The following is a 26641-nucleotide window of genomic DNA, read 5'->3' as shown; positions in this document are numbered from 1 at the left end:
GCCCCGGCCGGTAGGTTGGTCCCCATGACTTCCCGCATCGCCGTGGTCGGGGCCACGGGCACGCTCGGCTCGTTCATCGTCGACCTCGTCGAGCGCACCGACGGCCTCGAGCTGCACGCCGGCCTGTCGTCGCGCGACGACCTCGACGGCGTCCTCGGCGCCGACCTCGTGGTCGACGTGACGCACCCCGCCGTGAGCCCCGGCATCGTCGAGCACGTCGTGCGGGCCGGCCTCCCCGTGCTCGTCGGCACCTCGGGCTGGAGCGCCGAGCGCATCGCGAAGCTGTCGACGATCGTCGCCGACGTCGCGGGCCCCGGCGTCCTCGTCGTGCCGAACTTCAGCCTGGGGTCGGTGCTGGCCACGCGGTTCGCGACCATGGCGGCCCGGTTCTACGACTCGATCGAGATCGTCGAGTCGCACCACGACGGCAAGGTCGACTCGCCCTCCGGCACGGCCGTCCGCACCGCGGAGCTCATCGCGGAGGCGCGGCGAGACCTCGGGCCCGTGGCCGCCCCGTTCTCCGACCAGCGCGCCCGCGGCCAGCAGGTCGCCAGCGTGCCGGTGCACAGCCTGCGGATGCGCGGCGTGGTCGCCCAGCAGTCGGTGATCCTGGGAGGCGCGGGCGAGACCCTGACGCTGACCCACGACACGCTGTCGCAGGGCGCGTACGAGAAGGGCCTCCTGGTCGCGATCGAGGCGGCTCCCACCGTCAGCGGCGTCGTGGTCGGCCTCGACCGCGTGCTGCCCCTCGACTGATGAAGGGCCGCGTCGCCGCGCTCGTCATGGCGCTGCTGCTGCTGCTCTACGTCGTGCTCGTCGCGCAGCGCGCGTACCTCTTCCTCCGGACGGGCGAGCCGATCGCGGTCGTCCTCGGCGCCGCCCTCGTGGTGCTGCCGCTGCTCGGCGCCTGGGCGCTCGTCGTCGAGCTCCGCTTCGGCGCCCGGACCCAGCAGATGGTCCGTGAACTGGCCGCCTCGGGAGAGCTCCCCGTCGACGACGTGCCGCGCCGCGCCTCCGGCCGGTACGACCGCGAGGCCGCCGACGCCGCCTTCCCGCGGTGGGCGGCGGAGGCGGCGGAGTCGCCCGACGACTGGCGCTCCTGGTTCCGGCTCGGGCTGGCCTACGACGCGTGCGGCGACCGCCGGCGGGCCCGGAAGGCCCTGCGCTGGTCGATCAAGCTCCGGGGGGAGGCGGCGGCCGCCTCGCGCTGACCGCCCGACCCCTCAGAGGGTCGAGACCAGGGCGTCGACGGCCTCGTCGACGGTGCGGTGACGGAAGGCGAAGCCGTCGGCGAGGAGCTTCGCGGGCACGACCTGCTGGCTCGGCAGCAGCATCTCGCGCCCCGCCTCCTGCATGGCGCCGGAGATGACGAACTCGGGCACGGTGAGGGCGTAGGGCTTCCCGAGGTCACCGGCCAGCCGGCGGGTCAGCTCGTCGCTCGTGGCCGGCGTCGGGCCGGCGAGGTTCACGGGCCCTTCGAGGGTCGAGGTGAGCAGGTGCACGATCGCGGCGGCCTCGTCGTGCAGGCTGATCCAGGGCCAGAACTGGTCGCCTGTGCCGAGGCGCGAGCCGAGTCCGAGGCGGGTCAGGGGGAGGAGGGGCTTCAGGGCGCCACCGGGGCCCACGACCACGCCGGTGCGCAGGTGGGCGACGCGCGTGCCCGAGGGCGCCTCGGCGGTCGAGGCCTCCCATTCGGCGACGACGTCGCTGAGGAAGCCGGTGCCGCGGGGGCTCTCCTCGGTCAGGCGCTCCCCGGGGCGGTCGCCGTAGATCCCGACGGCCGATCCGCTCAGGAAGACCGTCGGCGGCGTCTCGGCCCGGGCCATGCCCCGCGCGAGGGTCTGGGTCGCCGACACGCGCGACGCCACGATCTCCTTCTTGTAGCCCGGGGTCCAGGGCAGGCGGCCGAGGTTCGCGCCGCTCAGGTTCACGACGGCGTCGGCCCGGTCGAGCACGGTGTAGTCGACGATGCCGGCGGCGGGGACCCAGGTGACCTGGTCGTCGTCACGGGCCTCGCCGCGGACGAGCGCGACGACGCGGTGGCCGGCCTCCCGCAGCTGCCGGGTGAGCTCGGTGCCGACCAGGCCGGAGGCGCCGGAGACGAGGACGGTGAGGGGTGCGTCGGTCATGGGGCCCTGGCTTTCACGGTGCGGGGGAGCGGGGAGGGAGGTGCTCCCCGAGAGCGTAGGCGTGCCTCCTGGTGGTCGTCCCGAGGCGCACGGGCGAGGCGGCCGGGAGGGCGCCCGGGGAGACGCTCTGCGGGAGGGGCTGCGGAGGTAGAGTCGTCGCCGTGTCTGATGCCGCTGCCGTTGACCCCGTGATCCAGTCCGCCGAGAACCACCCCGTCGAGCACGACGTCGAGTTCCGCTCCGACGTGACCGTCGAGCTCGTCCGCTCCAGCGCCCACGACAGCGACGTGCTGTTCGCCGCGCGCGTGTCGACGATGGGCGAGCTCACCCTCGAGGGCGCGCAGGCCTCCGCCGAGGGCGAGCAGGCGACCAAGGGCGCCGGCCTCATCAACTACCTGATGCGCGACCGCCACGGCTCGCCGTTCGAGCACAACTCGATGACCTTCTACGTCCAGGCGCCGATCTTCGTCTTCCGCGAGTTCATGCGGCACCGCATGGCGAGCTACAACGAGGAGAGCGGTCGCTACCGCGAGCTCAACCCGGTCTTCTACGTGCCCGCCGAGACGCGCAACCTGCAGCAGGTCGGCAAGCCCGGCGCCTACGACTTCCTGCCCGGCACGCCCGAGCAGTCGGCCCTCGTGCGGTCGGAGACCGAGCGCACCTCGCGGGAGGCCTACGCCGCCTACAAGCGCATGCTCGACGAGGGCATCGCCCGCGAGGTCGCCCGCATCGTCCTGCCGCTCAACATCTACTCGTCGATGTACGTCACGGTGAACGCCCGCTCGTTGATGAACTTCCTCAGCCTGCGCACCAAGCGCGAGGGCACGCACTTCCCGTCGTTCCCGCAGCGGGAGATCGAGATGTGCGCGGAGAAGATGGAGGACATCTGGGCCGAGCTGATGCCCCTCACCTACGCGGCGTTCGGCAAGAACGGTCGCGTCGCGCCGTAGGGCCGGCCGCCCCGGGGAGGCGCGGTGACGTCGTCGACGCCGGTCGCGCCTCCTGCACGCCCGCCCCGACGGAGCGAGCCAGTACGCTGGTCGACGTGTCTGACATCAGCAACCCCTTCGGGCAGGTCCTCGTCGCTCTCGTCACCCCGTTCACCGCTGACGGCGAGGTCGACTGGGCCGCGACCGAGAAGCACATCGACGACTGCATCACCGCGGGTGCCGACGGCATCGTCGTCACCGGCACCACCGGCGAGACGAGCACGCTGACCGACCCGGAGAAGCTCCGGCTCGTCGAGGTCGGCAAGTCGGTGTCGGCCGGCCGAGCGAAGATCATCACGGGCGGCGGCTCGAACGAGACCGCGCACGCCATCCAGCTCTACAAGGCGAGCGAGGCGGCGGGCGCCGACGGCGTGATGATCGTCACGCCGTACTACAACAAGCCCACGCAGGCGGGCGTCCTCACGCACTTCCGCATGATCGCCGACGCGACCGACCTGCCGGTGATCCTCTACGACATCCCCGGCCGCACGGGCATCCCGATCAAGTACGAGACGCTGCTGCGGGCCGCGAAGCACCCGAACATCGTCGCCGTGAAGGACGCCAAGGGCGACTTCGCCGAGGTGAGCCGGGTCATCAACCAGACCGACCTCCTGTACTTCTCGGGCGACGACGCCAACGTCCTGCCGCACCTCTCGATCGGCGCCTCCGGCCTGATCGGCGTGACGGCGAACATCGCCGCCGCGCCGTACCGCACGATCGTCGACGCCGTGAACGCGGGCGACCTGCACACCGCCACCGCGGCGCACCAGATGCTCGAGCCGCTCGTGCGCGCCGTCATGACGCACGTGCCCGGCACGGTCGCGGCGAAGTACATCCTGCACGGCCTCGGCCGCATCTCCAGCCCGCGCGTGCGCCTGCCGCTCGTCGGCCCGGAGGACAGCGAGGCCGCGCTGATCGAGGACGAGCTGTCGCACGTCGGCGAGATCCCCGGCCTCGACCTCAGCCGCTTCCGCCCCGACCGCAACGCGGCGGCCGGCGGCGCCCTGCCCAAGGTGCACGGCACCACGCGATGACCGCGACGATCCAGGACCCTCCCGCGCTCGAGCCCGGCACGCTGCGCGTCGTGCCGGTGGGCGGACTCGGCGAGATCGGCCGCAACATGACGATCTACGAGATCGACGGCAAGCTGCTCGTGGTCGACTGCGGCGTGCTCTTCCCGGAAGAGCACCAGCCCGGCGTCGACCTGATCCTGCCCGACTTCTCGCCGCTGCGGGACCGCCTCGACGACGTCCTCGCCATCGTGCTGACGCACGGCCACGAGGACCACATCGGCGCCGTGCCGTACCTGCTCCGCCTCCGCGCCGACATCCCGCTGATCGGGTCGCAGCTGACCCTCGCGCTGATCGAGGCGAAGCTCAAGGAGCACCGGATCACGCCGTGGTCGCTGACCGTCCGCGAGGGCGGCCGCGAGACCCTCGGGCCGTTCGAGCTCGAGTTCGTCGCGGTGAACCACTCCATCCCCGACGCCCTCGCCGTGGCCATCCGCACCTCGGCGGGCCTCGTGCTCCACACGGGCGACTTCAAGATGGACCAGCTGCCGCTCGACGACCGCATCACCGACCTCCGGGCGTTCGCCCGGCTGGGCGAGGAGGGCGTCGACCTCTTCCTGCCCGACTCGACCAACGCCGACGTCCCCGGGTTCACGGCGCTCGAGCGCGACATCGGCCCCGTCCTCGACGACGTCATCCGCCGCGCGCCGCGCCGGGTCGTCGTCGCGAGCTTCTCGAGCCACGTCCACCGCGTCCAGCAGGTGCTCGACGCCGCGCACGCGAACGGCCGCCGCGTCGCCTTCATGGGGCGCTCGATGGTCCGCAACATGGGCATCGCCGCCGACCTCGGCTACCTGAGGGTGCCCGACGGCGTGCTGATCGACGCGAAGAAGGCGAAGGACCTCCCCGACGACCGCATCGTCTACATGAGCACGGGCTCGCAGGGCGAACCCATGGCCGTCCTGGCGCGCATGGCGAACAGGGAGCACCAGATCGAGATCGGCCGCGACGACACGGTCATCCTCGCCTCGAGCCTGATCCCCGGCAACGAGAACGCCGTCTACCGGGTGATCGACGGGCTCACGAAGCTCGGGGCGAAGGTCGTGCACAAGGGCAACGCGAAGGTCCACGTCTCCGGCCACGCCTCGGCCGGCGAGCTCCTGTACTGCTACAACGTGCTCCGGCCCCGCAACGTCATGCCGGTCCACGGCGAGCACCGGCACCTGTACGCCAACGCCGCCCTGGCGGTCCGCACCGGCGTCCCCGAGCAGAACACCGTGCTCGGCGAGGACGGCGTCGTCGTCGACCTGAAGGACGGCGTGGCCACCGTCGTCGGCCAGCTCGACCTCGGCTACGTCTACGTCGACGGCTCGACCGTCGGCGAGATCACCGACGCCGACCTGAAGGACCGGCGGATCCTCAGCGAGGAGGGCTTCATCTCGATCTTCGTCGCCCTCGACGCGCAGACCGGCCGTGTCGTCGTCGGGCCCGAGATCCAGTCGCGCGGCTTCGCGGAGGACGACTCGGTGTTCGACGCAGTGCTGCCGAAGATCATCGCGGCCCTGGCCGAGGCCGCCGAGGGCGGCACGCGAGACACGCACCAGTTCAGCCAGGTCGTCCGCCGCACGGTCGGTCGCTGGGTCAACACGCAGCACCGCCGGCGCCCGATGATCGTGCCGGTCGTCATCAGCGCCTAGGGCCTCAGGGCCGCCACGAACGAGGGGCCTCCGCCGCCGGGAAGTCATCCCGGCGACGGAGGGCTCCGTCGTCCCCCCGCTCCTAGGGTGAGCACGTTCCGTCCGTTGCTCCGAAGGGGGAGTCGCCCGTGCGCGTGGCCAAGACCTGGATCTTCCCGATCCTCCGCATCCTGATCTTCACCGCGATCGCCGTCGCCCTCGTCAAGCTCGCGTTCTTCGCCGCGCCGGACGCCGCGTCCGGCTCGGTCGCCGTCCCGACCGGCGAGGCGGTCGAGCCCCAGGTCGCCGTGGCGGTCGGCACCGTCACCAACGACGTCACCGTCGACGCCACGGTCGAGGCCGACGCCGCGTCCGTCGCTCCGGCCACCCTCGCCGGCACCGTCGTGACGGTCGTCGTCGAGAAGGGCCAGGTCGTCGCGGCGGGCGACAAGATCGCCACGCTCCGCTCGGAGACCCCGCAGGAGGCGCTCGTCGCGGCGGACGGGACGGTCACCGAGCGTGCCCCCGTCGTCAAGACCGCCGTGGTGGCGGCCCCGGTGGCCGGCACCGTCACGGAGCTCCCCGTGATCAAGGACCAGATCGTGGCCGTGGGCGACCCGGTGGCGAAGGTGGCGCCTCCCACCTTCCACGTCACGGGCTCGCTGGCTGCCGACCAGCTGTACCGCCTCGTCAGCCGCCCCACGGAGGGCACGGCGTCGATCCCGGGAGGGCCGGCGCCGTTCGCGTGCACGGCGCTCGTCGTGGGCGGCGTCGGCGCCGCGGCGCCGTCGACGTCGGGCGACGGCGGCGACCCCGCCGCGACCGGCACCTCCGGTCAGTCGGTGAGCTGCGCCGTGCCGGCCGACGTCACGGTGTTCGCCGGGCTCGCGACGACGTTGACCATCCCCGCCGGCGTGGCGACCGACGTGCTGACCGTCCCGCTCACCGCCGTCGAGGGCGCGGCCGGCAAGGGCGTCGTGACCGTGGTCGGCGCCGACGGCACGCAGGAGGAGCGCGAGATCACGCTCGGCATCAACGACGGCACGGCCGTCGAGGTGACGGGCGGCCTCGTCGAGGGCGACACGGTGCTCGAGTTCGTGCCGGGCGCCGTCGCCCCGCAGGAGGGCTGTGTCGACCCGATGACCGGAGAGGTCCTCTGCTGATGCCGCTGATCCGGCTCGAGGGGGTCACCAAGACGGTGCCCCTGGCCGACGGGGCGGCCCTCGACATCCTCCGCGGCGTCGACCTCGTCGTCGACGCCGGGGAGCACGTGAGCATCGTGGGCCGCTCCGGCTCGGGCAAGTCGACCCTGCTGAACATCCTCGGCCTCATCGACGCGCCGACCACGGGCACGCACTCGTTCGACGACGTCGACGTGAGCGGGCTCCGGTCGGGGGCGCGTGACCGTCTGCGGGGCGAGCAGGTCGGCTTCATCTTCCAGCAGTTCAACCTGCTCCAGGGGCGGACGGCGCTCGAGAACGTCATGACGCCGCTGCTCTACGCGCGCGGCCGGCGGTTCTGGCGGCGACGGTCGATCGCCGCGGAGATGCTCGAGAAGGTCGGGCTCGGCGACCGGGTCGACTCGATGCCGCACCGTCTCTCCGGGGGCGAGCAGCAGCGCGTCGCCATCGCTCGCTCGCTGGTGCGCGACCCCCGCGTCATCCTCGCCGACGAGCCGACGGGGGCGCTCGACATCGAGACGGGCGCGACGGTCATGCGCCTCCTCGACGACATCTCGTCCGACACCGGCGCGGCCCTCGTGACCATCACGCACGACCTCGCGGTGGCGGGCCTCGCGGCCCGGCACTACGCGCTCGACGCCGGCGTGCTGTCGGCGGCCCGGCTGGGCGGCGAGCTCGCCGGCCCGTCGGCGCTCGTGCCCGCGACCGCGACCGCGACCGCGACCGCGGAGCCCGCGGCGTGACCGGGCTGCTGTCGAGCGTCGTGGGGGCGTTCGTCGAGGCCTGGTCGGAGCTGCGGGTCAACAAGCTGCGCGTGCTGCTCAGCCTCGTCGGGGTCGCGGTCGCCGTGGCGGCGCTGACGGCCGTGGTCGGCCTCGGTAGCCTCGCCGAGCAGTCGACGCGGGAGTCGTCGGAGAAGTCCGGGGGGAGGCCGGCCACCTACACGGTCTCGGCCTACACGACGGGCGCCGGCGTGCTCGACCCCGCCCTCGTCGACCGGGAGTTCCGCTCGACGATGTCGCGGTACGACGTCACCTGGGCCTCGGAGGCCCTCTACACGACGCGCTCCGTGCAGCTGCCGGGCGGGCTCACCGACGTGTCGGCGCAGATCGTCGACCCCGAGTACGGCGAGATGCACCGCGTCGCCCTGGCCGAGGGGTCGTGGTTCGTCGACGGCGACGAGCGTCGCATGGCGCCCGCGGTCGTCGTGAACGAGGCCCTGTGGGAGCAGCTCGGCCGTCCGCCCGTCTCGTCGCACCCGACCCTGCAGCTCCGCGGCGCCGACTCGGCGACCGGGGTGGTCGTCGGCGTGACCGCCGCGCTCTACGAGGGGGAGAGGCCCGCGATCTTCCTCCTCCCGTCCGACGAGCTCGACCTCGTGCCGGTCTCGCAGGGGGGCTACCCGGAGTCGCCGCAGTACGAGATGTGGCTGCCGCCGGGGTCGGGCGACGAGCTCAGCGCGATGGTGCAGGGCAACCTGGCCGCCGCCCTCGGCGACGACGTCCAGGTCGACGTGAGCCGGACGGACTACGCCGCGTACGCCGGCGACACCGATCCCTTCCTGCCGATCAAGCTGACGATCACCGGGGTCGGGGTGCTCGTGCTGCTGCTCGGCGGTCTCGGGCTCGTCAACATCGCCCTGGTGACGGTCCGCCAGCGCATCCGCGAGATCGGGGTGCGGAGGTCGTTCGGGGCGACGGCCCCGCGGGTCTTCTTCTCGGTGATGCTGGAGAGCGTCGCGGGCACCGTCGTGGCCGGCGTGGTGGGCGTCATGGTGGCCGTCCTGGTCGTGCAGAACGGCACCGTGCAGGGGTTCATCGCGCAGGGGGCGGTCGACGACCTGCCGCCCTTCCCGATCACGGCGGCCCTCGTGGGCCTCGGCTCCGCGACGCTCATCGGTGCGGTCGCCGGGCTCCTGCCGGCCCTCGTCGCGGTGCGCGTCAAGGTCATCGACGCCATCCGCTACTGACCCCGCCCGCCGCTGACGCGCCGCCCGCCTCCGACCCGCGTCGGGGGCGGGCGGTACCCTCGAGCCCATGGCCACGCCCACCAAGCAGACCCCGCGATCGCGCTCCGGCTCCCGCGCGTCCGGCGCCCGCGGCGCGACGGCTGCCACCAAGAAGCTCCCGACGCCCCCTCCCGCGGCGGTCGACCCGGGCCCCGGCGTCGTCTCCCGGGCCTGGATGGGCCTGGCGCACGCCACCGGCGGCGCCTTCCGCCTGCTCGGCCGCGAGGCGCTCGACGCCAGCGAACGCCGCGACGGGGTGCCGTTCCTGCTCGTGCTGCTCGCCGTCGCCGGCGCGGCGGTCGAGTGGCTGAACCCGACGAGCCCCGTCGCGCAGGCGCTCGACGCCTACACGTTCGGGGCGTTGGTCGGGCGGGTCGCCTACGCCCTGCCGGTGATCATGGTCCTCTTCGCGGGCTGGCTCTTCCGGCACCCGGCTTCCGTGCACGACAACACGCGGATGGGCATCGGCCTCGGCCTGATGATCGTGTCGATCAGCGCGCTCTGCCACATCTTCGGCGGGCAGCCCCAGGCCGCGGAGGGCCTGCCGGCTCTCGCCGGCGGCGGCGGCGTGCTCGGCTGGCTCGTCGCCTCCTGGATGGTCGCCCTGGCCACCGAGTGGGTGGCCGTCCCGGTGGTCGTCGTGCTCCTCGTCTTCTCCGTCCTCATCACGACCAAGACCCCGCCGAACCACATCGGTCGACGCCTCGGCGAGCTCTACGCCTGGCTGTTCGGCGCGACCGCCGCCGAGCCAGGCACCGCCGAGGCCGCCGACGGGTCGACCGACGACGCCGAGAGCCTCCCGTGGTGGCGACGCACCAAGAGCGGTCGGGAGGACGACCCCGCCTACGACACCCCCGTCCTCACCGAGGCGCCGCCGGAGCGCCCCGCCCGCCCGTCCCGGCGCGACCGCCGGGCCTCGGGGCCGGCGGCGGTCGAGGCCGCGCCGACGACCCCCCGCTTCGTCGACGAGGGCGCCACCGACGTCTTCGACATCAGTCTCCTCGAGGAGCTCGACCGGGCCGAGGAGGCCGTCCGTGCCCGGGGCGTCGAGGTGCCCCCTGCCCCGACCCCGGCGCCGGCCCCGGCGGCGGTCCGTGACGACTCCGCGACCGCGGCGACGACCGTGCTGCCGAGCGTCCCCGCGTCGCTGCCGCCCGCCGACCTCGCCGAGAGCGACGTCGCCGCGGCGGTCCTCGCGCCCGACGACGACGAGCTGCCGCCCGCGTCGCTCGACGTCGACGACGACTCGCCGCAGGCTCCCTACCGGCTGCCCGCCGCCTCCACCCTGGCCGTGGGCCCGCCCGCCAAGGCCCGCAGCGAGGCGAACGACGAGATCGTGCGCTCGATCACCGAGGTGCTCCGGCAGTTCTCGGTCGACGCCAGGGTCGTCGGCTTCAGCCGTGGCCCGACGGTCACCCGCTACGAGATCGAGCTCGGCCCGGGCGTGAAGGTCGAGAAGGTCACCGCGCTCAGCAAGAACCTCTCGTACGCGGTCGCGTCGAACGAGGTGCGCATCCTCTCGCCCATCCCCGGCAAGAGCGCGATCGGCGTCGAGATCCCCAACACCGACCGCGAGACGGTGTCGCTGGGCGACGTGCTGCGCTCGGGCGCCGCCGCGAAGAGCGTGCACCCGATGACGATCGGCGTCGGCAAGGACGTCGAGGGCGGCTACGTCGTCGCCAACCTCGCCAAGATGCCGCACCTGCTCGTGGCGGGCGCCACGGGCTCGGGCAAGTCGAGCTTCGTCAACTCGATGATCACGTCGCTGCTGATGCGGGCCAAGCCGACCGACGTCCGGATGGTCCTGATCGACCCGAAGCGCGTCGAGCTCTCGATCTACGCGGGCGTGCCGCACCTCATCACCCCCATCATCACCAACCCCAAGAAGGCCGCCGAGGCGCTCCAGTGGGTCGTCAAAGAGATGGACATGAGGTACGACGACCTCGCCAGCTTCGGCTTCCGTCACATCGACGACTTCAACCGCGCCGTGGTGGCGGGCGAGCTCGTCCTGCCCGCGGGCAGCGCGCGCACCCTCAAGCCCTACCCGTACCTCCTCGTGGTCGTCGACGAGCTCGCCGACCTGATGATGGTCGCCCCCCGCGACGTCGAGGACAGCATCGTGCGCATCACGCAGCTGGCCCGCGCCTCCGGCATCCACCTCGTGCTCGCCACGCAGCGCCCCTCGGTCGACGTCGTGACCGGCCTCATCAAGGCCAACGTGCCGTCCCGCTTCGCCTTCGCGGTGTCGAGCGTCACCGACTCGCGCGTCATCCTCGACCAGCCGGGCGCCGACAAGCTCATCGGCCAGGGCGACGGGCTCTTCCTGCCGATGGGCGCCTCCAAGGCGATGCGCGTGCAGGGCGCCTGGGTCCAGGAGGACGAGATCGCCCAGGTCGTGGCGCACGTCACGCGCCAGGCGCGCCCCGACTACCGGCCCGACGTGGCCGCGGTGGTCGAGAAGAAAGAGATCGACGGCGACATCGGCGACGACCTCGAGCTCCTGCTCGCGGCCGCCGAGCTCGTCGTCAGCACGCAGTTCGGCTCGACGTCGATGCTGCAGCGCAAGCTCCGGGTCGGCTTCGCCAAGGCGGGTCGCCTGATGGACCTGATGGAGTCGCGCGACATCGTCGGTCCCTCCGAGGGCTCGAAGGCGCGTGACGTGCTCGTGACTCCCGAGCAGCTCCCGGGGGTGCTGGCGAAGCTGCGCGGCGGCGACGACGAGCACGGGGCGGGCGCGCCCGCCGGCCTGTCCTCCGGGTCGAGCCCGCGACCGGGCTACGACGACGACCCCGTCGCCGAGATGACGCGGGGCTACGACGAGGTCGACGGCGACGAGGGGTCGGAAGACGCCTGGGGCCTGACCGGGAGGGACTGACCCGTGACCGACGACCGCAGCGGAGGCGCGTCCCCCGCACCGGCGACGTTCCCCTTCCGAGGGCGCTTCGCGAGCAAGGGCCCGGGGCCCGCGAGCACGGCCAACATCGCGAACGTCGTGACGGTGGTGCGGATCCTCATGGCCCCGCTGTTCATCGCGTGGCTGCTCGTCGACGACGGTGCCGACGGGCCGCTGCGCATCGCGGCGGCGGTGCTCTTCGTCGTGGCGATCCTCACCGACAGCCTCGACGGCGCCCTCGCCCGCGGGCTGGACCTCGTCACCGACTTCGGCAAGATCGTCGATCCGATCGCCGACAAGGTCCTCATCGGTGGGGCGCTCGTCTCGCTGACGATCCTCGGCGAGCTGCCGTGGTGGGTGACGGCCCTGATCCTGCTCCGCGAGGTCGGGATCACCGTCTACCGGTTCATCGTCATCCGTGACCGCGTCGTGCCGGCCTCCCGCGGGGGGAAGCTCAAGACGGTCCTCCAGGCCGTGGCCGTCACGCTCGCCCTCTTCCCGCTCTGGAACGTGTTCGGCGAGGGGATGCACTGGGTGAACGGCGTCCTCATGACGGCCGCCCTCGTGGCGACCCTCGTCTCCGGAGCCGACTACCTGCGCGTCGCCGCGAAGCACGGGCGCGGAGCGTGATCGCCGACGCGTCGTCGGTCGTCTCCGAGCTGGCGCGTCGCGGCCAGACCGTCGCCGTCGCGGAGTCGCTGACCGGCGGCCTCGTCGTGGCGGAGCTGGTCTCGGTGCCCGGGGCGTCCGCCGTCGTGCACGGGGGAGTGGTGGCCTACGCGACCGAGCTCAAGCACACCGTCCTCGGCGTCGACGCTGCACGGCTCGCCGCGACGGGGCCCGTGGACCCCGACGTCGCGGCGGCCATGGCCGCGGGCGTGCGTGAGCGCCTCGCCGTCGCCGGGGCGCCGGCCACCCTCGGCCTCGCGACGACCGGCGTGGCCGGGCCGGGCCCCCAGGGAGACCTGCCCGCGGGCACGGTCTACATCGCGCTGGCCACCGCCGACGACAGTCGGGTACGGCGTCTCGACCTCCGGGGCGACCGCGGAGCCATCCGATCGGGCACCGTCTCCGAACTCCTGTCACTGCTGGCTGAGTGGCTCGACGACACGCGGGAATGATCCGCGTTTCGGTCTCGTTACAACTGCCGGGTTCACAAGCGTCGTACAGATCGTGGTGGTTACAGTGACAACGGTCGTCGCGCAGATACACCCGCCCACCACTGACGTCCGTCTGGTGGGTCGTCCATCCGGAGGAGGGTCCCATGGTTCTGGTTCGTCAAGAAATCGGTGACGTCCTTCGCGACTTCCGCCTGCAGAAGGGCCGGACGCTCCGACAGGTCGCCAGCAAGGCTAGCGTCGCGCTCGGGTACCTCAGCGAGGTCGAGCGTGGTCAGAAAGAGGCCAGCTCCGAGATCCTCGCGTCGGTGGCTGACGCGCTCGAGACGCCCATCTCGGTGATCATGCGCGAGGTGGGTGACCGCATGGCGGTCATCGAGGGCCTCAACCCGATCCCCGACACGCTGCCCGACGACCTCGTCGCCGAGTTCGACACCGACCTCGCGGTGCGCTGAGCTCCCGCTCACCACGCCGCCCGAACGCCCCCGGCCCAGGCCGGGGGCGTTCGTCGTGTGCGGGGCGAGGGGCGTCGCGGGTACCCTCGAGCGATGCGCAAGAGCGAGTTCAGTCGTGCCGTCGCCGACGAGTTCGGGGAGGCCTACGGCCGCGTCGTGACCCGCGACCTGGTCATCGCCGAGCTCGGCGACCGCACCGCCGACGAGGCCGTGGCCCAGGGCGTGCCCCCGCGCGACGTCTGGCTGGCGCTCTGCGCCGCCGAGGGCGTCCCCGTCGCCCGGAGGCACGGCGTCGGGCTGCCCGAGCCCCGACGCTGAGTCGCGCTGCCGGTCGTCGGAGCGTTCGACACGCCGCGTGCCCCTGTCGAACATCCGTTCGGATCGGTGTAGCGTCCTCCCCAGGGCGTCGAAGCCTCGTGTTCTCCACCGGCCACCACGCCGGCACCACCGGTGTCGGTGGTGGCTCGTAGCGTTCACTGCATCGACGTTCCACCGGTCCCGACCCGCGTCGGGGCCACCAGCCTTGTCGTCACGCTGAGCTCCTTGCCCCACCGGTGCCCAGCGACGCGACAGCCTACAGGCGCACGGACATCACCCCGAAGGAGAACAGCATGCCCTCAGCAGAGAACCGCGAGAAGGCCCTCGAGACCGCTCTCGCGCAGATCGACCGTCAGTTCGGCAAGGGTGCTGTCATGCGCCTCGGCAGCGACGAGCGCGCTCCCGTCGCCGTCATCCCCACCGGCTCGATCGCGCTGGACGTCGCGCTCGGCATCGGGGGCATCCCCCGTGGCCGCATCGTCGAGATCTACGGCCCCGAGTCGTCCGGCAAGACGACGCTGACCCTGCACGCGATCGCCAACGCCCAGCGCAACGGCGGCATCGCGGCCTTCATCGACGCCGAGCACGCGCTCGACCCGGAGTACGCCAAGAAGCTCGGCGTCGACATCGACGCCCTCCTCGTGTCGCAGCCCGACACCGGTGAGCAGGCCCTCGAGATCGCCGACATGCTCGTGCGGTCGGGCTCCATCGACCTCATCGTCATCGACTCCGTCGCCGCTCTCGTGCCCCGTGCCGAGATCGAGGGCGAGATGGGCGACTCTCACGTCGGCCTCCAGGCCCGCCTGATGTCGCAGGCCCTCCGCAAGCTGACCGGTGGCCTGAGCCAGACCGGCACGACGATGATCTTCATCAACCAGCTGCGCGAGAAGATCGGCGTGTTCTTCGGCAGCCCCGAGACGACCGCCGGCGGCAAGGCGCTCAAGTTCTACGCGTCGGTCCGTCTCGACATCCGTCGCATCGAGACCCTGAAAGACGGCACCGACGCGGTCGGCAACCGGACGCGGGTCAAGGTCGTCAAGAACAAGATGGCGCCGCCCTTCAAGCAGGCCGAGTTCGACATCCTCTACGGCGTCGGCATCTCGCGCGAGGGCAGCCTGATCGACTTCGGCGTCGAGCACGGAATCGTCCGCAAGTCCGGTGCCTGGTACACCTACGAGGGCGACCAGCTCGGTCAGGGCAAGGAGAACTCGCGCAACTTCCTGATCAAGAACGCGCCCGTCGCCGACGAGATCGAGCAGAAGATCCTCGCGAAGCTCGGCGTCGGCGCTGCTGCGGCCCCGGCGGCCCCGGTCGAGTCGATCGAGGCGAAGATCGCCGCTCGCAAGGGCGCATGACGCACGACGACGAGCAGGGCGACGGCTCGGCCCTCGCCCCCGTGACACCGCTCTTCGGTGTCCGGGGTGCGGGGCCGGGCCGTCGGCCCGTGTCCAGCGACGCGCCTCCCGCGCCGCTCGCCGACGACGCCACGGCCCCGCGACGTCGTCTCGACGTCGTGCCCCCCGTCGAGCCGGTCACCACGGAGTCCCTCGACGCTGACGACGGCGACGCGGCCCTCGACCCCGACGGCGACGTGCAGCTCGACCCCGTGACGGGCTGGGCGGTCTCCGGCCCGCTGGGCTCGGGGTCCGGCCGACCCGACGCTGTCGACGGCGCTCCCGCCGTCGACGAGGCGAGCCTCGGGGAGGGCGACACGGCGTCGACCCCCGGTGGTCCCGTCGCCGAGACGGCCGAACGGCTGGCTGCGATCAGCGCCCACTGGTCGGCCCCGACGTCGCCGGAGCCGACCGCGGAGGAGCCGCCGGCGTCCAGCTCGCCCCGCAGCCGGTCACGGCTCCGCGCCGTCGAGCCCACGATCGTTCCCGACGCGGACGCGACCGAGCAGGAGCCGGAGCCCGAGCCCGAAGGCCTCGACGCCCAGCGGCGACGTGCCGAGAACGTCAGCCTCCACGCCCTGTCGCGCCGCGGCGTGTCCTCCGCCGAGATGACGACGTTGCTCCGCAGCCGTGACCTCGACGAGGAGGTCGTGCTGGGCGAGGTGGCTCGCCTGGAGGGCGTCGGGCTGCTCAACGACCGCGAGCTCGCCGAGAACCTCGTCCGCTCCAAGCAGGAGCGCAAGGGGCTCGGTCGGGGAGCCGTGACGTCGGAGCTCCGGCAGCGCGGGCTCGACGCCTCGGTCGTCGAGGAGGCCCTGGCCGACATCGACGACGACGACGAGCAGTCCCGGGCCGACGAGTGGGCCCGCAAGCGCGTCGGGTCCCTCCGCGGGCTCGACCACGCCACCGCCGAGCGGCGCCTGAACGGGTACCTGATGAGGCGCGGCTACCGCTCCGACGTCGTGCGACGTGCGATCGAGAAGGTGCTGCCGCGCGGTGGCAGCCCTCGGGGCGGCGGCGTCCGCTTCGAGTGACCGAGGGGGCGGGGGCGCCGATCTACACTGGGTCACCATGACGACGGTCACCTCCGCCCCGCTCCCGGCCGCTCCGGCGGAGGTCCGTCCGCGCACCTACGAGGTGCGCACCTACGGCTGCCAGATGAACGTCCACGACTCCGAGCGGCTGAGCGGCTCGCTCGAGGCGTCCGGCCTCGTCGCCGCCCCGGAGGGGGCGGAGGCCGACGTCGTCGTCATCAACACCTGTGCGGTTCGCGAGAACGCCGACAAGAAGCTCTACGGCACGCTCGGCCAGCTGGCCGGGGTCAAGCGGAAGCACGCCGGCATGCAGATCGCCGTCGGCGGCTGCCTCGCCCAGAAGGACCGCGCGGCCGTCCTCGAGGCCGCGCCCTGGGTCGACGTGGTCTTCGGGACCCACAACACGGGCTCCCTCCCGGCCCTGCTCGAGCGCGCGCGGCACAACGACGAGGCGCAGGTCGAGATCCTGGAGTCGCTCGAGGTCTTCCCGTCGACCCTGCCGACCAAGCGCGAGTCCACGCACAGCGGCTGGGTGAGCATCTCGGTCGGCTGCAACAACACCTGCACCTTCTGCATCGTCCCGTCCCTGCGGGGCAAGGAGCGTGACCGGCGCCCCGGCGACGTCCTCGCCGAGGTCGGGTCGCTCGTCGACGACGGTGTGATCGAGGTGACCCTCCTCGGCCAGAACGTCAACAGCTACGGCGTCGAGTTCGGTGACCGGCTCGCCTTCTCGAAGCTGCTGCGGGCGGTGGGCCAGGTCGAGGGCCTCGAGCGCGTGAGGTTCACGAGCCCGCACCCGGCGTCGTTCACCGACGACGTCATCGAGGCGATGGCCGAGACGCCCACCGTCATGCCGCAGCTCCACATGCCCCTCCAGTCCGGCTCCGACCGGGTGCTGCGCGCCATGCGACGGAGCTACCGCAGCGAGAAGTTCCTGGGCATCCTCGACCGCGTCCGTGCCGCGATGCCGCACGCGGCGATCAGCACCGACATCATCGTGGGCTTCCCCGGCGAGACCGAGGCCGACTTCGCCGAGACCCTCCGGGTCGTCGAGGAGGCGCGGTTCGCGTCCGCCTTCACCTTCCAGTACTCGGTGCGGCCCGGCACCCCGGCCGGCGAGATGCCCGACCAGCTGCCGAAGGCCGTCGTGCAGGAGCGCTACGAGCGTCTCGTCGCCCTCCAGGACTCCATCTCCGCCGCGGAGAACCGTGCCCAGGTCGGGCGGCTCGTCCAGGTCATGGTCGCCGCCGGCGAGGGCCGGAAGGACGCGGCGACGCACCGGCTCTCCGGCCGCGCCGAAGACAGCCGCCTCGTGCACGTCGAGGTGCCGCGAGGCGCCGAGGTCCCGCGTCCCGGCGACGTCGTCTCGGTGCAGGTCACCGACGCTGCGCCGTTCTACCTGATCGCCGACGCGGGCCCCGGCCGCCCCTGGAGCCTCCGCCGCACGCGGGCGGGCGACGCGTGGGACCGCGCCCAGGCGGCGTCCTGCGGTGTCCCCGCGACCGTGGGGGGCGCCTCCGGCACGACCGCCGCGCCGCGCGTGTCGCTGGGCCTCCCGACGCTCCGGGTCGCGACGACGCCGATCTACAGCACGACCGACGACCTCCGCTGACGTGCTGGTCGCGATCGTCGGCTCGACCGGCACGGGGAAGTCCGCGTTCTCCCTCGACCTCGCCGAGGCCCTCGCCGCCCGCGGGGCGGCGGCGGAGGTCGTCAACGCCGACGCGATGCAGCTGTACCGCGGCATGGACGTCGGCACGGCGAAGCTGCCCCCGGCCGAGCGCCGGGGAGTGCCGCACCACCTCCTCGACGTCCTCGACGTGACGGACGAGGCGAGCGTCGAGTGGTACCAGAAGGAGGCGCGCGCGGCCGTCGGCGCCGTCCTGGCCCGCGGCGCCGTGCCCCTCCTGGTGGGCGGCTCCGGGCTGTACGTCTCGAGCGTGCTCTACGACTACCGCTTCCCCGGCACCGACCCGGTCGTGCGGGCGCGGTTCGAGGCGCTGGGCGAGAGCGGGGGGCCGCGGGCGCTCCACGCGCTGCTCCGCGAGACCGACCCCCGCGCGGCCGAGTCCATCGGCCCGCACAACGCCCGACGGCTCGTGCGGGCGCTCGAGGTGGGGGAGATCACGGGGGAGCCGTTCTCCGCCTCCCTGCCCGACGAGGCGCCCCGGTGGCGCGACTCCCACGTGGTCGGCCTCCGCGAGGAGCGCTCCGTCCTCGTGCAGCGGCTCGACGAGCGCGTCGACGCCATGTGGGCGGGCGGGCTCCTCGACGAGGTCGCGCACCTCACGACGCTCGGCCTCGACCGGGGCGTCACCGCCCGCCGGGCGATCGGCTACGCGCAGGCGGCGGCGCAGCTGCGGGGCGAGGTCGACCAGCAGGAGGCGGTGGAGACCACGCAGGCCCTCACGCGTCGCTACGCCCGCCGCCAGGTCAGCTGGTTCCGCCGCCTGCCCGACGTCGACTGGTCGGAGACGGGGGAGGCCGGGGCCGTCGAGCGGGCCGTCGCTAGACTCCTCGGGTGACCACCACCCTGCAGTTCACCAAGGGCCAGGGCACCGGCAACGACTTCGTGTTGTTCACCGATGCCGACGCCGAGGTCGACCTCGACCCCGTGACGATCCGGGCGCTGACCGACCGCCACTTCGGCGTGGGCGGCGACGGCGTCATCCGGGCCGTGAAGACGACGTCGCTGCCCGGCGGCGCCGCGCCCTTCGTCGGCGACGGCGCCGGTTCCCCCGAGTGGTTCATGGACTACCACAACGCCGACGGCAGCGTCGCCGAGATGTGCGGCAACGGCATCCGCGTCTACGTGCGCTACCTGCTCGAGCGCGGCCTCGTCGAGCTCGCCGAGGGCGAGCGCCTCGCGATCGGCACCCGCGCCGGGGTCCGCTGGGTCGAGCGGTCCGTCGACGGCTTCCGCGTCGACCTCGGGGCCTGGCGCCTCGACGACGCCGAGCCGACCGTGCGCGCCCGCGAGCTGCACGCCGCGCGCCCCGGCCTCTCGCTCTCCGTGGGCAACCCCCACGTCGTCGTCGCGCTGGCCGGCGACGCCGAGCTCGACGCGGTCGACCTCGGCTACGCGCCGATGCTCGACCCCGTGCCGAGCGACGGCGCCAACGTCGAGTTCGTCGTCCCCTCCGACCCTCTGGTCGTCGACGGCGTCGGCCGCATCCGCATGCGCGTCCACGAGCGCGGCAGCGGCGAGACGCTCTCCTGCGGCACCGGCGCGGCGGCCGCGGCCCTCGCGACCCGCCACTGGGCGGGCACGGGCGCCCCGGCGTCCTGGCTCGTCACGGTGCCGGGCGGCGTGGTCGGCGTCCGCGTCACGGAGCACCCCGACGGCGAGCACGTCTCGCTGAGCGGGCCGGCCGAGCTGGTCTACAGCGGCGCCCTGACCCTCTGAGGCGCGGCGCTCCCTCGCGGGGGCCGACCCGCGCCTCCCCGGGGTCAGCTGCGGGTGGCGCGGAGGATGCGGTACCCCTTGCTGGTGGAGGCGCGGTGCACGTCGACGACGTCGCCCATGGTCTCGCCGATCCAGCGCTGCAGGGAGTCCGCGCCGAGGTTCTTCTGCACGACGAGCCAGGCGTCGGCCCCCTCCTCGAGCCGGGGGAGCCAGCGCTCGAGGATGCCGTGCAGGTCGGCTTTGCCGACGCGGATGGGCGGGTTCGACCAGATGGTCGCGAAGCGGACGTCGTCGGGAACATCGTCCGGGGTGACGGCGTTGACGTTGTGGAGGCCGGCGGCCCGGGCGTTCTCGCGCACGAGCTGCAGGACCCTCTCGTTCACGTCGACGGCCCACACCGTCGCGTCGGGTGACATCAGCGCGAGGCTCAGGGTGACGGGCCCCCATCCGCACCCGACGTCGAGGAGGTCGCCCACCGGGGGCGGCGCCGGGGTGCCGGCCAGCAGCACCGACGTGCCGGGGTCGACCCGGCCGGGGCTGAAGACGCCCGCGGCCGTCGTGATCGAGAGCTCACGGCCCGCGAGGGTCGCCGTGATCGTGCGACGACGCAGCTCGCTCTCCGGGTTCGGGGAGAAGTAGTGCTCGCTCGACATGACCCACAACCTACCGAAGATGCAGGGCCCGCCCGTCCGGGCGCCCTGCGACCTGCCTGACGAAAGGGCTACGATCACACCGATGACAGACACTCCCTCCACCCCGCTCGACGCCGAGCAGGGCGACCAGCTGCCCGACGACGTCGTCGCCCGGGTACTGGAGCGCGCGGCGGCCCGCTCCTCCGCGTACACCGTCTTCTCGCCCGCGCAGGCGATCCAGACCCGCTCCCTGGCCGACGCCGGCTCCGACGGCGAGCAGCTCGACCGTGACGACCGCGCCGCGCTCCGGCGCGTGGGCGGCCTGTCGACCGAGCTCGAGGACGTCACCGAGGTCGAGTACCGCCAGCTGCGGCTCGAGAACGTCGTGCTGATCGGCGTCTGGTCGCAGGGGTCGCTCGGCGACGCCGAGAACTCCCTGCGAGAGCTCGCCGCCCTGGCCGAGACCGCCGGTGCGGTCGTGCTCGACGGCCTCCTGCAGCGGCGTCCGAACCCCGACCCCAGCACGTACCTCGGCAAGGGCAAGGCGGAGGAGCTCCGGCAGACCGTCGCCGCGCTCGGCGCCGACACGGTCATCGCCGACACCGAGCTCGCGCCCAGCCAGCGACGCGCCCTCGAGGACGTCGTGAAGGTCAAGGTCATCGACCGCACCGCGGTGATCCTCGACATCTTCAGCCAGCACGCCAAGAGCCGCGAGGGCAAGGCGCAGGTCGAGCTCGCGCAGCTCGAGTACCTGCTGCCCCGCCTCCGTGGCTGGGGCGAGTCGATGTCGCGCCAGGCCGGTGGCCAGGTCGGCGGCGCTGGTGCCGGCATGGGCAGCCGTGGCCCCGGTGAGACGAAGATCGAGCTGGACCGTCGCCGCATCCACACGCGCATGGCGCGCCTCCGTCGCCAGATCAAGGAGATGAAGCCGGCGCGCGACGCCAAGCGCAGGAACCGCGACCGCAACGAGGTGCCCTCCGTCGCGATCGCGGGCTACACGAACGCCGGCAAGAGCAGCCTGCTGAACCGCCTGACGAGCGCGGGCGTCCTGGTCGAGAACGCCCTGTTCGCGACCCTCGACGCGACCGTGCGCAAGAGCACGACGCCCGACGGCCGCCCGTTCACGTACGTCGACACGGTCGGCTTCGTGCGCAACCTGCCGCACCAGCTCGTCGAGGCGTTCCGGTCGACCCTCGAGGAGGTCGCCGCGAGCGACGTCATCGTGCACGTGGTCGACGGCTCGCACCCCGACCCGGCCGCGCAGCTGGCGACCGTGCGCCAGGTGATCTCCGAGGTCGACGGCCACGACGTCGCCGAGGTTGTCGTCTTCAACAAGGCCGACCTCGTCGACGCCGACCAGCGGCTCGTGCTGCAGGGCCTCGAGCCCTCGGCGGTCTTCGTCTCCGCCCGGACGGGCGAGGGCGTCGACGAGCTGCTCGACCGCGTCGCCGGCCTCCTGCCGGAGCCCGAGGTCGAGGTCGACCTGCTCGTGCCGTACGACCGCGGAGAGGTCGTGGCGCATCTGCACGACGCGGGCCGCGTCGTCTCGACCGACTACGAGGAGGCCGGCACGCGCCTCCACGCCCGGGTGTACCCGAGCGACGTGGCCGCCCTGGCACCGTTCGTGCAGCCGGCGGTCGCCCGGCGCTGAGCGCCAGCCCTCCGCCACAGCACGAAGGCCCCCTGCCGTCTCGGCAGGGGGCCTTCGTCGTCGTGGTCGACGGTGGTGCAGGAGTCGCGGGTCGTGCCGTCGAGGCCGCCGCGACCCAGCCCGCTACACCGAGCGCAGCACCGCCACGACCTTGCCGACGATCTGGGCGTGGTCGCCCAGGATCGGCTCGAAGGCGCTGTTGCGGGGGAGCAGCCAGGTGTGGCCGTCGCGCTGGCGGAAGACCTTGACGGTCGCCTCGTCGTCGAGCATCGCGGCGACGATGTCGCCGTTCTCCGCGCTCTGCTGCTGGCGGACGACGACCCAGTCGCCGTCGCAGATGGCGGCGTCGACCATGGAGTCGCCGACGACGCGCAGCATGAAGAGGTCGCCCTTGCCCACGAGCTGGCGGGGCAGGGGCATGACGTCCTCCACCTGCTGCTCGGCGGTGATGGGCACGCCGGCGGCGATCCGGCCGACCATGGGCACGTGGGCGGTGTCGCCGTCGTCGCTGCTGGTGAGGATGGTGGTGACGGGAGCGGAGGGGGCCGACTCGTCGGCGAGCACCTCGAGGGCGCGGGGCCGGTTCGGGTCGCGGCGGATGCGGCCGGCGAGCTCGAGCTGGTTGAGCTGGTGCGTGACGCTCGACAGCGAGCGGAGGCCGACCGCGTCGCCGATCTCGCGCATGCTCGGCGGGTAGCCGCTCTGGGCGATGCTCGCCTGGATGGCCGCCAGGATCGACTCCTGCTTCGCCGTCAGTGCCTTGCGGGAGGGGGCCGTCACGGCCGCGCTCGCGCGCTGCGGGTCGCTCATCTGTCTCCTGACGTCGGATGTCGGTGGTCGCTGTTTGACTCCCACCATCGATCGAAACCGTATCCGATGACGACGCCCCAGCCACACACCTGTTCGAGTGTGTCGCAGATCCGGAGGGCGTCGGAGGGGGATGAGGGGTTGAATCGACCACGGATCGAATGTATGTTCGGAACACGTCTTCGTGTCCGGCATTCCCGGCCGAGTGCCGGGCACGAATTCGCAGTCTTCTCTCGCGGTGAAAGGACCCACCCCATGAGCGCCATCATCAGCAGCATCAGCATCGCCCCCAGCATCGACGGCACCCCCGCCGCCGCCCCCGTCCGCACCCGTCTCCGCATCACGCGCCGCGGGCGTCGCGTCGTGGCCGCCACCGTCGCGCTGGGCGTGGCGGGCATCGTCGGCGGCGTCCTGCTCGCCGGCCCCGGGGCGCAGGCCTCCGACAGCTCGGCCGCCGTGGCGTTCGAGCACGTCACGGTCGAGGGCGGCGAGACGCTCTGGCAGGTCGCCCACGAGATCGCCCCCACGAAAGACCCGCGCGACGTCGTCAGCGACATCGTCCGGCTGAACGCCCTCGGCAGCGCCGAGGTCAGCGCGGGGCAGACCCTCGCCGTCCCGACGAAGTACTCCGACTGACCCGTCGGCAGCGGCCGTCGTCCCGGTGACGGTCGGGGCGCGCCTCGCGCCTACCATGGAGGGGTGTCCTTCAGTCTCGACGACCTGCCCCTCCGCGACGACCTCCGCGGCCTGACCCCGTACGGCGCACCCCAGAAGAAGGTGCCCGTCGCCCTCAACGTCAACGAGAACACGCATCCCGTGCCCGCCGACGTGGCCCGCGACATCGTCGCGTCGATCGCCGAGGCGCTGCACGAGGTCAACCGCTACCCCGATCGTGAGTTCACGGCCCTGCGCGAGGCGCTGGCGGCCTATCTCGGGCACGGCGTCACGCCTGAGCAGATCTGGGCGGCGAACGGCTCGAACGAGGTCATCCAGCAGCTGCTCCAGGCGTTCGGCGGCCCCGGTCGTTCCGTCCTCGGGTTCCCGCCCACGTACTCGATGCACTCGATCATCACCGTCGGCACCGGCAGCACCTGGGTCGAGGGTCGCCGCGACGAGGGCTTCGGCATCTCGCCCGAGACCGCCGTCGCCGAGATCGAGCGCGTCCGCCCCGACATCGTCTTCTTCTGCGGCCCCAACAACCCCACCGGCACGCCCCTCGACCTCGCCACGGTCGAGGCGGCCTACGACGCGACCGACGGCATCGTCTTCGTCGACGAGGCCTACGCCGAGTTCATGCCGCCCGGGCAGCCGACGGCGTTGACCCTCCTCGAGGGGCGTCCGCGCCTCGTCGTCTCGCGCACGATGAGCAAGGCCTTCGCCTTCGCCGGGGCCCGCGTCGGGTACCTGGCCGCGCACCCGGCCGTGGCCGACGCGCTCCGTCTCGTCCGCCTCCCGTACCACCTCTCTTCGTTGACGCAGGCCGCCGCCGTCGCGGCCCTCCGTCACGCCGACGAGATGCTCGCCATGGTCGACGACATCCGGGGCCAGCGCGACCGCATCGTCCGCGAGCTGGCCGCGATGGGCTACGAGCCGTGGCCGACCTGGTCGAACTTCGTCCTGTTCGGCGGCGTCGGCGACCCGTCCGACGTCTTCGAGCGGCTCCTCGAGCGTGGCATCATCGTGCGCGACCTGGGCATCCCCGGCCACCTCCGCGTGAGCGCCGGCACCGAGGCCGAGACCACCGCGTTCCTCGACGCCCTCCGCGACATTAGGCTCTCCTCGTGACCGATCAGCGCGCCTCCCGCACCGCCTCCCTGACCCGATCGACGAGCGAGTCGAGCGTCGCCCTCTCGCTCGACCTCGACGGCACGGGGCGGTCGACCATCTCGTCGTCGGTGCCGTTCTTCGACCACATGCTCACCGCGCTCTCGAAGCACTCGCTGATCGACCTCGACGTGACCGCCACCGGTGACACGCACATCGACGCGCACCACACGGTGGAGGACATCGGCATCACGTTCGGCACCGCGCTGCGCGAGGCCCTCGGCGACAAGTCGGGCATCTCGCGCTACGGCGACGCGCTCGTGCCGCTCGACGAGGCCCTCGTCCAGGCGGTCGTCGACGTCTCGGGTCGCCCCTACCTCGTCCACACCGGCGAACCCGCGGGCTTCGAGCACCACCTCATCGGCGGGCACTTCACCGGTTCGCTCGTGCGCCACGTCTTCGAGGCCATCACCGTGCACGCCGGCATCACCGTGCACGTCCGCGTGCTGGGCGGGCGCGACCCGCACCACATCGCCGAGGCCGAGTTCAAGGCCTTCGCACGAGCGCTCCGCCAGGCCGTCGAGCCCGACCCCCGGGTCTCGGGCGTGCCCTCGACGAAGGGCTCGCTGTGACGGCGCGGCCGACCGTCGCCGTGCTCGACTACGGCAGCGGCAACGTGCACTCGGCCGTCAAGGCGCTCGAGCTCGCGGGCGCCGACGTCGAGCTGACCCGCGACCGAGGTCGCGTGCAGTCGGCCGACGGCCTCTTCGTGCCCGGCGTCGGGGCCTTCGGGGCCGTCATGAGCCAGCTCGAGTCGGTGGGCGGCGGCGAGCTGATCGACCGACGCCTCGCCGGCGGTCGCCCCGTGATGGGCATCTGCGTCGGCATGCAGGTCTTCTTCGAGGGCGGCGTCGAGCGCGGCACGACCACGGGCGGGCTCGGCGAGTGGCCGGGCGTCGTCGACGAGCTCAAGGCCGACGTGCTCCCGCACATGGGGTGGAACACCGTCGACGCCCCCGAGGGCAGCGTCCTCTTCGACGGGGTCCGCGACGAGCGCTTCTACTTCGTGCACTCGTTCGCCGCGCAGGAGTGGACGCTCGACGTGATCCGCCCGTTCCCCGAGCCGCACGTCACGTGGGCAGACCACGGCGGCCGGTTCGTCGCGGCCGTCGAGAACGGCCCGCTCTGGGCGACCCAGTTCCACCCCGAGAAGTCGGGGCAGCCCGGCATCCGCCTCCTGTCGAACTGGCTCGGCACCCTCTGACCCGGCGCGACGGGCGGCCGGGCCCGACCGCCCGGCCGGCCGCCGCCTCCACCCCGACCCCGCCCCGAGAGGCGCGTCGTCCCGACGCGACGGGGGCACGATCCCGCGGCCACGCCGCGAGGGAGACAGCATGAGCGAGTTCTGCACCACCCCCGGCCTGACCCTCTTCCCGGCCGTCGACGTCGCCGGTGGCCAGGCCGTCCGCCTGACCCAGGGCGAGGCCGGCACCGAGACCGGCTACGGCGACCCGGTGGCCGCGGCGGACGACTGGAAGGAGCAGGGCGCCGAGTGGCTGCACCTCGTCGACCTCGACGCGGCGTTCGGGCGCGGCGACAACCGGTCGATCATCAAGAAGGTCATCCGCCAGGTGAAGGGCATCAACGTCGAGCTCAGCGGCGGCATCCGTGACGACCGCTCGCTCGACGACGCCCTGAGCACCGGCGTCAAGCGCATCAACCTCGGCACCGCGGCGCTCGAGAACCCCGAGTGGGCCGCGCACGTCATCGCGGAGTACGGCGAGGCCGTCGCCGTGGGCCTCGACGTGCGAGGCACGACGCTGGCCGCGCGGGGCTGGACGCAGGAGGGCGGCGACCTCTGGACCGTCCTCGCCCGCCTCGAGGACGCCGGCTGTGCGCGCTACGTCGTCACCGACGTCACGAAGGACGGCACGCTCCAGGGCCCGAACGTCGAGCTGCTGAAGCAGGTGACGGAGCGCACGGAGAAGCCCGTCATCGCGAGCGGCGGCATCTCGAGCCTCGACGACATCGCGGCCCTCCGCGAGCTCGTGCCCCGGGGGGTCGAGGGCGCCATCGTCGGCAAGGCCCTGTACTCGGGTGCGTTCACGCTCGGCGCCGCGCTCGACGTCGCCTCGGCGTGACGTCGGAGGCTCCTGGCCACGGCGCGGCGCACGCG

The 26641-nt window shown here is 72.9% G+C and carries 27 protein-coding genes; 24 read left to right on the top strand and 3 right to left on the bottom strand.

Going from position 1 to position 26641, the window contains the following annotated elements; translation table 11 throughout:
- Positions 1-24: 24 nt before the first annotated feature.
- Both dapB and IFT45_RS11810 read left to right on the top strand, forming a co-directional pair.
- Entirely contained in the window at positions 25-756 is a 732-nt protein-coding gene (gene dapB / locus IFT45_RS11815; RefSeq protein ID WP_056056240.1) for a 4-hydroxy-tetrahydrodipicolinate reductase, read from the top strand.
- A complete protein-coding gene (locus tag IFT45_RS11810; RefSeq protein ID WP_192045956.1) occupies positions 756-1211 on the top strand; it encodes a hypothetical protein in 456 nt (151 codons plus the stop codon). Before dapB ends, IFT45_RS11810 begins: the two co-directional genes overlap by 1 nt.
- Positions 1212-1223: 12 nt before the next feature.
- Here IFT45_RS11810 and IFT45_RS11805 read toward each other — a convergent pair whose 3' ends face one another.
- Positions 1224-2129 (bottom strand): TIGR01777 family oxidoreductase, encoded by a 906-nt coding sequence (locus IFT45_RS11805; protein WP_192045955.1) that lies wholly within the window; start codon positions 2127-2129, stop codon positions 1224-1226.
- 191 nt (positions 2130-2320) lie between these two features.
- Here IFT45_RS11805 and thyX point away from each other — a divergent pair, with 191 nt between their 5' ends.
- From thyX to dapF, 16 genes are all read left to right on the top strand, one after another.
- The gene (gene thyX, locus IFT45_RS11800) at positions 2321-3079 is read left to right on the top strand and encodes an FAD-dependent thymidylate synthase (protein ID WP_192128400.1); all 759 of its coding nucleotides are present in this window, start codon (positions 2321-2323) and stop codon (positions 3077-3079) included.
- A 95-nt stretch (positions 3080-3174) separates the two neighbouring features.
- Positions 3175-4152, top strand: a complete 978-nt coding sequence (gene dapA, locus IFT45_RS11795) for a 4-hydroxy-tetrahydrodipicolinate synthase (protein WP_056056233.1) — start codon at positions 3175-3177, stop codon at positions 4150-4152.
- Positions 4149-5825 (top strand): ribonuclease J, encoded by a 1677-nt coding sequence (locus tag IFT45_RS11790; RefSeq protein ID WP_192128318.1) that lies wholly within the window; start codon positions 4149-4151, stop codon positions 5823-5825. Before dapA ends, IFT45_RS11790 begins: the two co-directional genes overlap by 4 nt.
- A gap of 128 nt (positions 5826-5953) precedes the next feature.
- Positions 5954-6967 (top strand): efflux RND transporter periplasmic adaptor subunit, encoded by a 1014-nt coding sequence (locus IFT45_RS11785; RefSeq protein WP_056056229.1) that lies wholly within the window; start codon positions 5954-5956, stop codon positions 6965-6967.
- On the top strand, positions 6967-7728 hold the full coding sequence (locus IFT45_RS11780) for an ABC transporter ATP-binding protein (RefSeq protein ID WP_192128316.1): 762 nt from the start codon (positions 6967-6969) through the stop codon (positions 7726-7728). The genes IFT45_RS11785 and IFT45_RS11780 overlap by 1 nt, the downstream gene beginning before the upstream one ends.
- Positions 7725-8954, top strand: coding sequence for an ABC transporter permease (locus tag IFT45_RS11775; protein ID WP_192128314.1), 1230 nt, complete (start codon positions 7725-7727; stop codon positions 8952-8954). Before IFT45_RS11780 ends, IFT45_RS11775 begins: the two co-directional genes overlap by 4 nt.
- A 67-nt stretch (positions 8955-9021) precedes the next feature.
- Complete coding sequence (locus tag IFT45_RS11770) at positions 9022-11868, top strand: DNA translocase FtsK (RefSeq protein ID WP_192128312.1); 2847 nt, start codon at positions 9022-9024, stop codon at positions 11866-11868.
- 3 nt (positions 11869-11871) lie between these two features.
- The gene (pgsA, locus tag IFT45_RS11765; protein WP_056056221.1) at positions 11872-12516 is read left to right on the top strand and encodes a CDP-diacylglycerol--glycerol-3-phosphate 3-phosphatidyltransferase; all 645 of its coding nucleotides are present in this window, start codon (positions 11872-11874) and stop codon (positions 12514-12516) included.
- On the top strand, positions 12516-13007 hold the full coding sequence (locus IFT45_RS11760; protein ID WP_056058753.1) for a CinA family protein: 492 nt from the start codon (positions 12516-12518) through the stop codon (positions 13005-13007). The genes pgsA and IFT45_RS11760 overlap by 1 nt, the downstream gene beginning before the upstream one ends.
- A gap of 143 nt (positions 13008-13150) precedes the next feature.
- Positions 13151-13459 (top strand): helix-turn-helix domain-containing protein, encoded by a 309-nt coding sequence (locus IFT45_RS11755; protein ID WP_055794896.1) that lies wholly within the window; start codon positions 13151-13153, stop codon positions 13457-13459.
- Positions 13460-13552: 93 nt separating this feature from the next.
- Entirely contained in the window at positions 13553-13777 is a 225-nt protein-coding gene (locus tag IFT45_RS11750) for a DUF3046 domain-containing protein (RefSeq protein ID WP_056056219.1), read from the top strand.
- 293 nt (positions 13778-14070) lie between these two features.
- Positions 14071-15132 carry a recombinase RecA gene (recA, locus tag IFT45_RS11745; protein ID WP_056058750.1) on the top strand — a complete coding sequence of 354 codons (1062 nt, stop codon included), beginning with the start codon at positions 14071-14073 and terminating at the stop codon, positions 15130-15132.
- The gene (locus IFT45_RS11740; protein ID WP_192128310.1) at positions 15129-16205 is read left to right on the top strand and encodes a regulatory protein RecX; all 1077 of its coding nucleotides are present in this window, start codon (positions 15129-15131) and stop codon (positions 16203-16205) included. Before recA ends, IFT45_RS11740 begins: the two co-directional genes overlap by 4 nt.
- Positions 16206-16242: 37 nt before the next feature.
- Positions 16243-17817 (top strand): tRNA (N6-isopentenyl adenosine(37)-C2)-methylthiotransferase MiaB, encoded by a 1575-nt coding sequence (miaB, locus tag IFT45_RS11735; RefSeq protein WP_192128309.1) that lies wholly within the window; start codon positions 16243-16245, stop codon positions 17815-17817.
- Position 17818: 1 nt separating this feature from the next.
- A complete protein-coding gene (gene miaA / locus IFT45_RS11730; protein ID WP_192128306.1) occupies positions 17819-18730 on the top strand; it encodes a tRNA (adenosine(37)-N6)-dimethylallyltransferase MiaA in 912 nt (303 codons plus the stop codon).
- Positions 18727-19611, top strand: coding sequence for a diaminopimelate epimerase (gene dapF, locus IFT45_RS11725; protein WP_192128304.1), 885 nt, complete (start codon positions 18727-18729; stop codon positions 19609-19611). Before miaA ends, dapF begins: the two co-directional genes overlap by 4 nt.
- A 44-nt stretch (positions 19612-19655) precedes the next feature.
- On the opposite strand, the gene IFT45_RS11720 is transcribed toward dapF, so the two are convergent.
- Entirely contained in the window at positions 19656-20264 is a 609-nt protein-coding gene (locus tag IFT45_RS11720; protein WP_056056210.1) for a class I SAM-dependent methyltransferase, read from the bottom strand.
- Between the two features lie 82 nt (positions 20265-20346).
- Between IFT45_RS11720 and hflX the strand changes: the two genes are divergently transcribed.
- Entirely contained in the window at positions 20347-21894 is a 1548-nt protein-coding gene (hflX, locus tag IFT45_RS11715) for a GTPase HflX (protein WP_192128302.1), read from the top strand.
- A gap of 123 nt (positions 21895-22017) precedes the next feature.
- On the opposite strand, the gene lexA is transcribed toward hflX, so the two are convergent.
- On the bottom strand, positions 22018-22704 hold the full coding sequence (gene lexA / locus IFT45_RS11710; protein ID WP_056056206.1) for a transcriptional repressor LexA: 687 nt from the start codon (positions 22702-22704) through the stop codon (positions 22018-22020).
- Positions 22705-22956: 252 nt separating this feature from the next.
- Here lexA and IFT45_RS11705 point away from each other — a divergent pair, with 252 nt between their 5' ends.
- From IFT45_RS11705 to priA, 5 genes are all read left to right on the top strand, one after another.
- Entirely contained in the window at positions 22957-23337 is a 381-nt protein-coding gene (locus tag IFT45_RS11705) for a hypothetical protein (protein ID WP_192045946.1), read from the top strand.
- Positions 23338-23400: 63 nt separating this feature from the next.
- The gene (locus IFT45_RS11700) at positions 23401-24486 is read left to right on the top strand and encodes a histidinol-phosphate transaminase (protein ID WP_192128300.1); all 1086 of its coding nucleotides are present in this window, start codon (positions 23401-23403) and stop codon (positions 24484-24486) included.
- Entirely contained in the window at positions 24483-25097 is a 615-nt protein-coding gene (hisB, locus tag IFT45_RS11695; RefSeq protein ID WP_185232950.1) for an imidazoleglycerol-phosphate dehydratase HisB, read from the top strand. The genes IFT45_RS11700 and hisB overlap by 4 nt, the downstream gene beginning before the upstream one ends.
- Entirely contained in the window at positions 25094-25729 is a 636-nt protein-coding gene (hisH, locus tag IFT45_RS11690) for an imidazole glycerol phosphate synthase subunit HisH (RefSeq protein WP_056056200.1), read from the top strand. The genes hisB and hisH overlap by 4 nt, the downstream gene beginning before the upstream one ends.
- A gap of 130 nt (positions 25730-25859) precedes the next feature.
- A complete protein-coding gene (priA, locus tag IFT45_RS11685) occupies positions 25860-26606 on the top strand; it encodes a bifunctional 1-(5-phosphoribosyl)-5-((5-phosphoribosylamino)methylideneamino)imidazole-4-carboxamide isomerase/phosphoribosylanthranilate isomerase PriA (RefSeq protein ID WP_056056198.1) in 747 nt (248 codons plus the stop codon).
- The last annotated feature ends 35 nt before the right edge of the window (positions 26607-26641 follow it).

The organism is Frigoribacterium sp. CFBP 13707, assembly GCF_014842245.1.
Lineage (GTDB): Bacteria > Actinomycetota > Actinomycetes > Actinomycetales > Microbacteriaceae > Frigoribacterium > Frigoribacterium endophyticum.
This window is presented reverse-complemented; position numbering and strand designations above follow the sequence as displayed.

Bases quoted from the DNA above. Each gene is read 5' to 3' on its own strand.
- dapB (WP_056056240.1), top strand. From the start codon at position 25: ATGACTTCCCGCATCGCCGTGGTCGGGGCCACGGGCACGCTCGGCTCG.
- IFT45_RS11810 (WP_192045956.1), top strand. From the start codon at position 756: ATGAAGGGCCGCGTCGCCGCGCTCGTCATGGCGCTGCTGCTGCTGCTC.
- IFT45_RS11805 (WP_192045955.1), bottom strand. From the start codon at position 2,129: ATGACCGACGCACCCCTCACCGTCCTCGTCTCCGGCGCCTCCGGCCTG.
- IFT45_RS11790 (WP_192128318.1), top strand. From the start codon at position 4,149: ATGACCGCGACGATCCAGGACCCTCCCGCGCTCGAGCCCGGCACGCTG.
- IFT45_RS11780 (WP_192128316.1), top strand. From the start codon at position 6,967: ATGCCGCTGATCCGGCTCGAGGGGGTCACCAAGACGGTGCCCCTGGCC.
- IFT45_RS11770 (WP_192128312.1), top strand. From the start codon at position 9,022: ATGGCCACGCCCACCAAGCAGACCCCGCGATCGCGCTCCGGCTCCCGC.
- IFT45_RS11755 (WP_055794896.1), top strand. From the start codon at position 13,151: ATGGTTCTGGTTCGTCAAGAAATCGGTGACGTCCTTCGCGACTTCCGC.
- IFT45_RS11750 (WP_056056219.1), top strand. From the start codon at position 13,553: ATGCGCAAGAGCGAGTTCAGTCGTGCCGTCGCCGACGAGTTCGGGGAG.
- recA (WP_056058750.1), top strand. From the start codon at position 14,071: ATGCCCTCAGCAGAGAACCGCGAGAAGGCCCTCGAGACCGCTCTCGCG.
- IFT45_RS11740 (WP_192128310.1), top strand. From the start codon at position 15,129: ATGACGCACGACGACGAGCAGGGCGACGGCTCGGCCCTCGCCCCCGTG.
- miaB (WP_192128309.1), top strand. From the start codon at position 16,243: ATGACGACGGTCACCTCCGCCCCGCTCCCGGCCGCTCCGGCGGAGGTC.
- IFT45_RS11720 (WP_056056210.1), bottom strand. From the start codon at position 20,264: ATGTCGAGCGAGCACTACTTCTCCCCGAACCCGGAGAGCGAGCTGCGT.
- hflX (WP_192128302.1), top strand. From the start codon at position 20,347: ATGACAGACACTCCCTCCACCCCGCTCGACGCCGAGCAGGGCGACCAG.
- lexA (WP_056056206.1), bottom strand. From the start codon at position 22,704: ATGAGCGACCCGCAGCGCGCGAGCGCGGCCGTGACGGCCCCCTCCCGC.
- IFT45_RS11705 (WP_192045946.1), top strand. From the start codon at position 22,957: ATGAGCGCCATCATCAGCAGCATCAGCATCGCCCCCAGCATCGACGGC.
- priA (WP_056056198.1), top strand. From the start codon at position 25,860: ATGAGCGAGTTCTGCACCACCCCCGGCCTGACCCTCTTCCCGGCCGTC.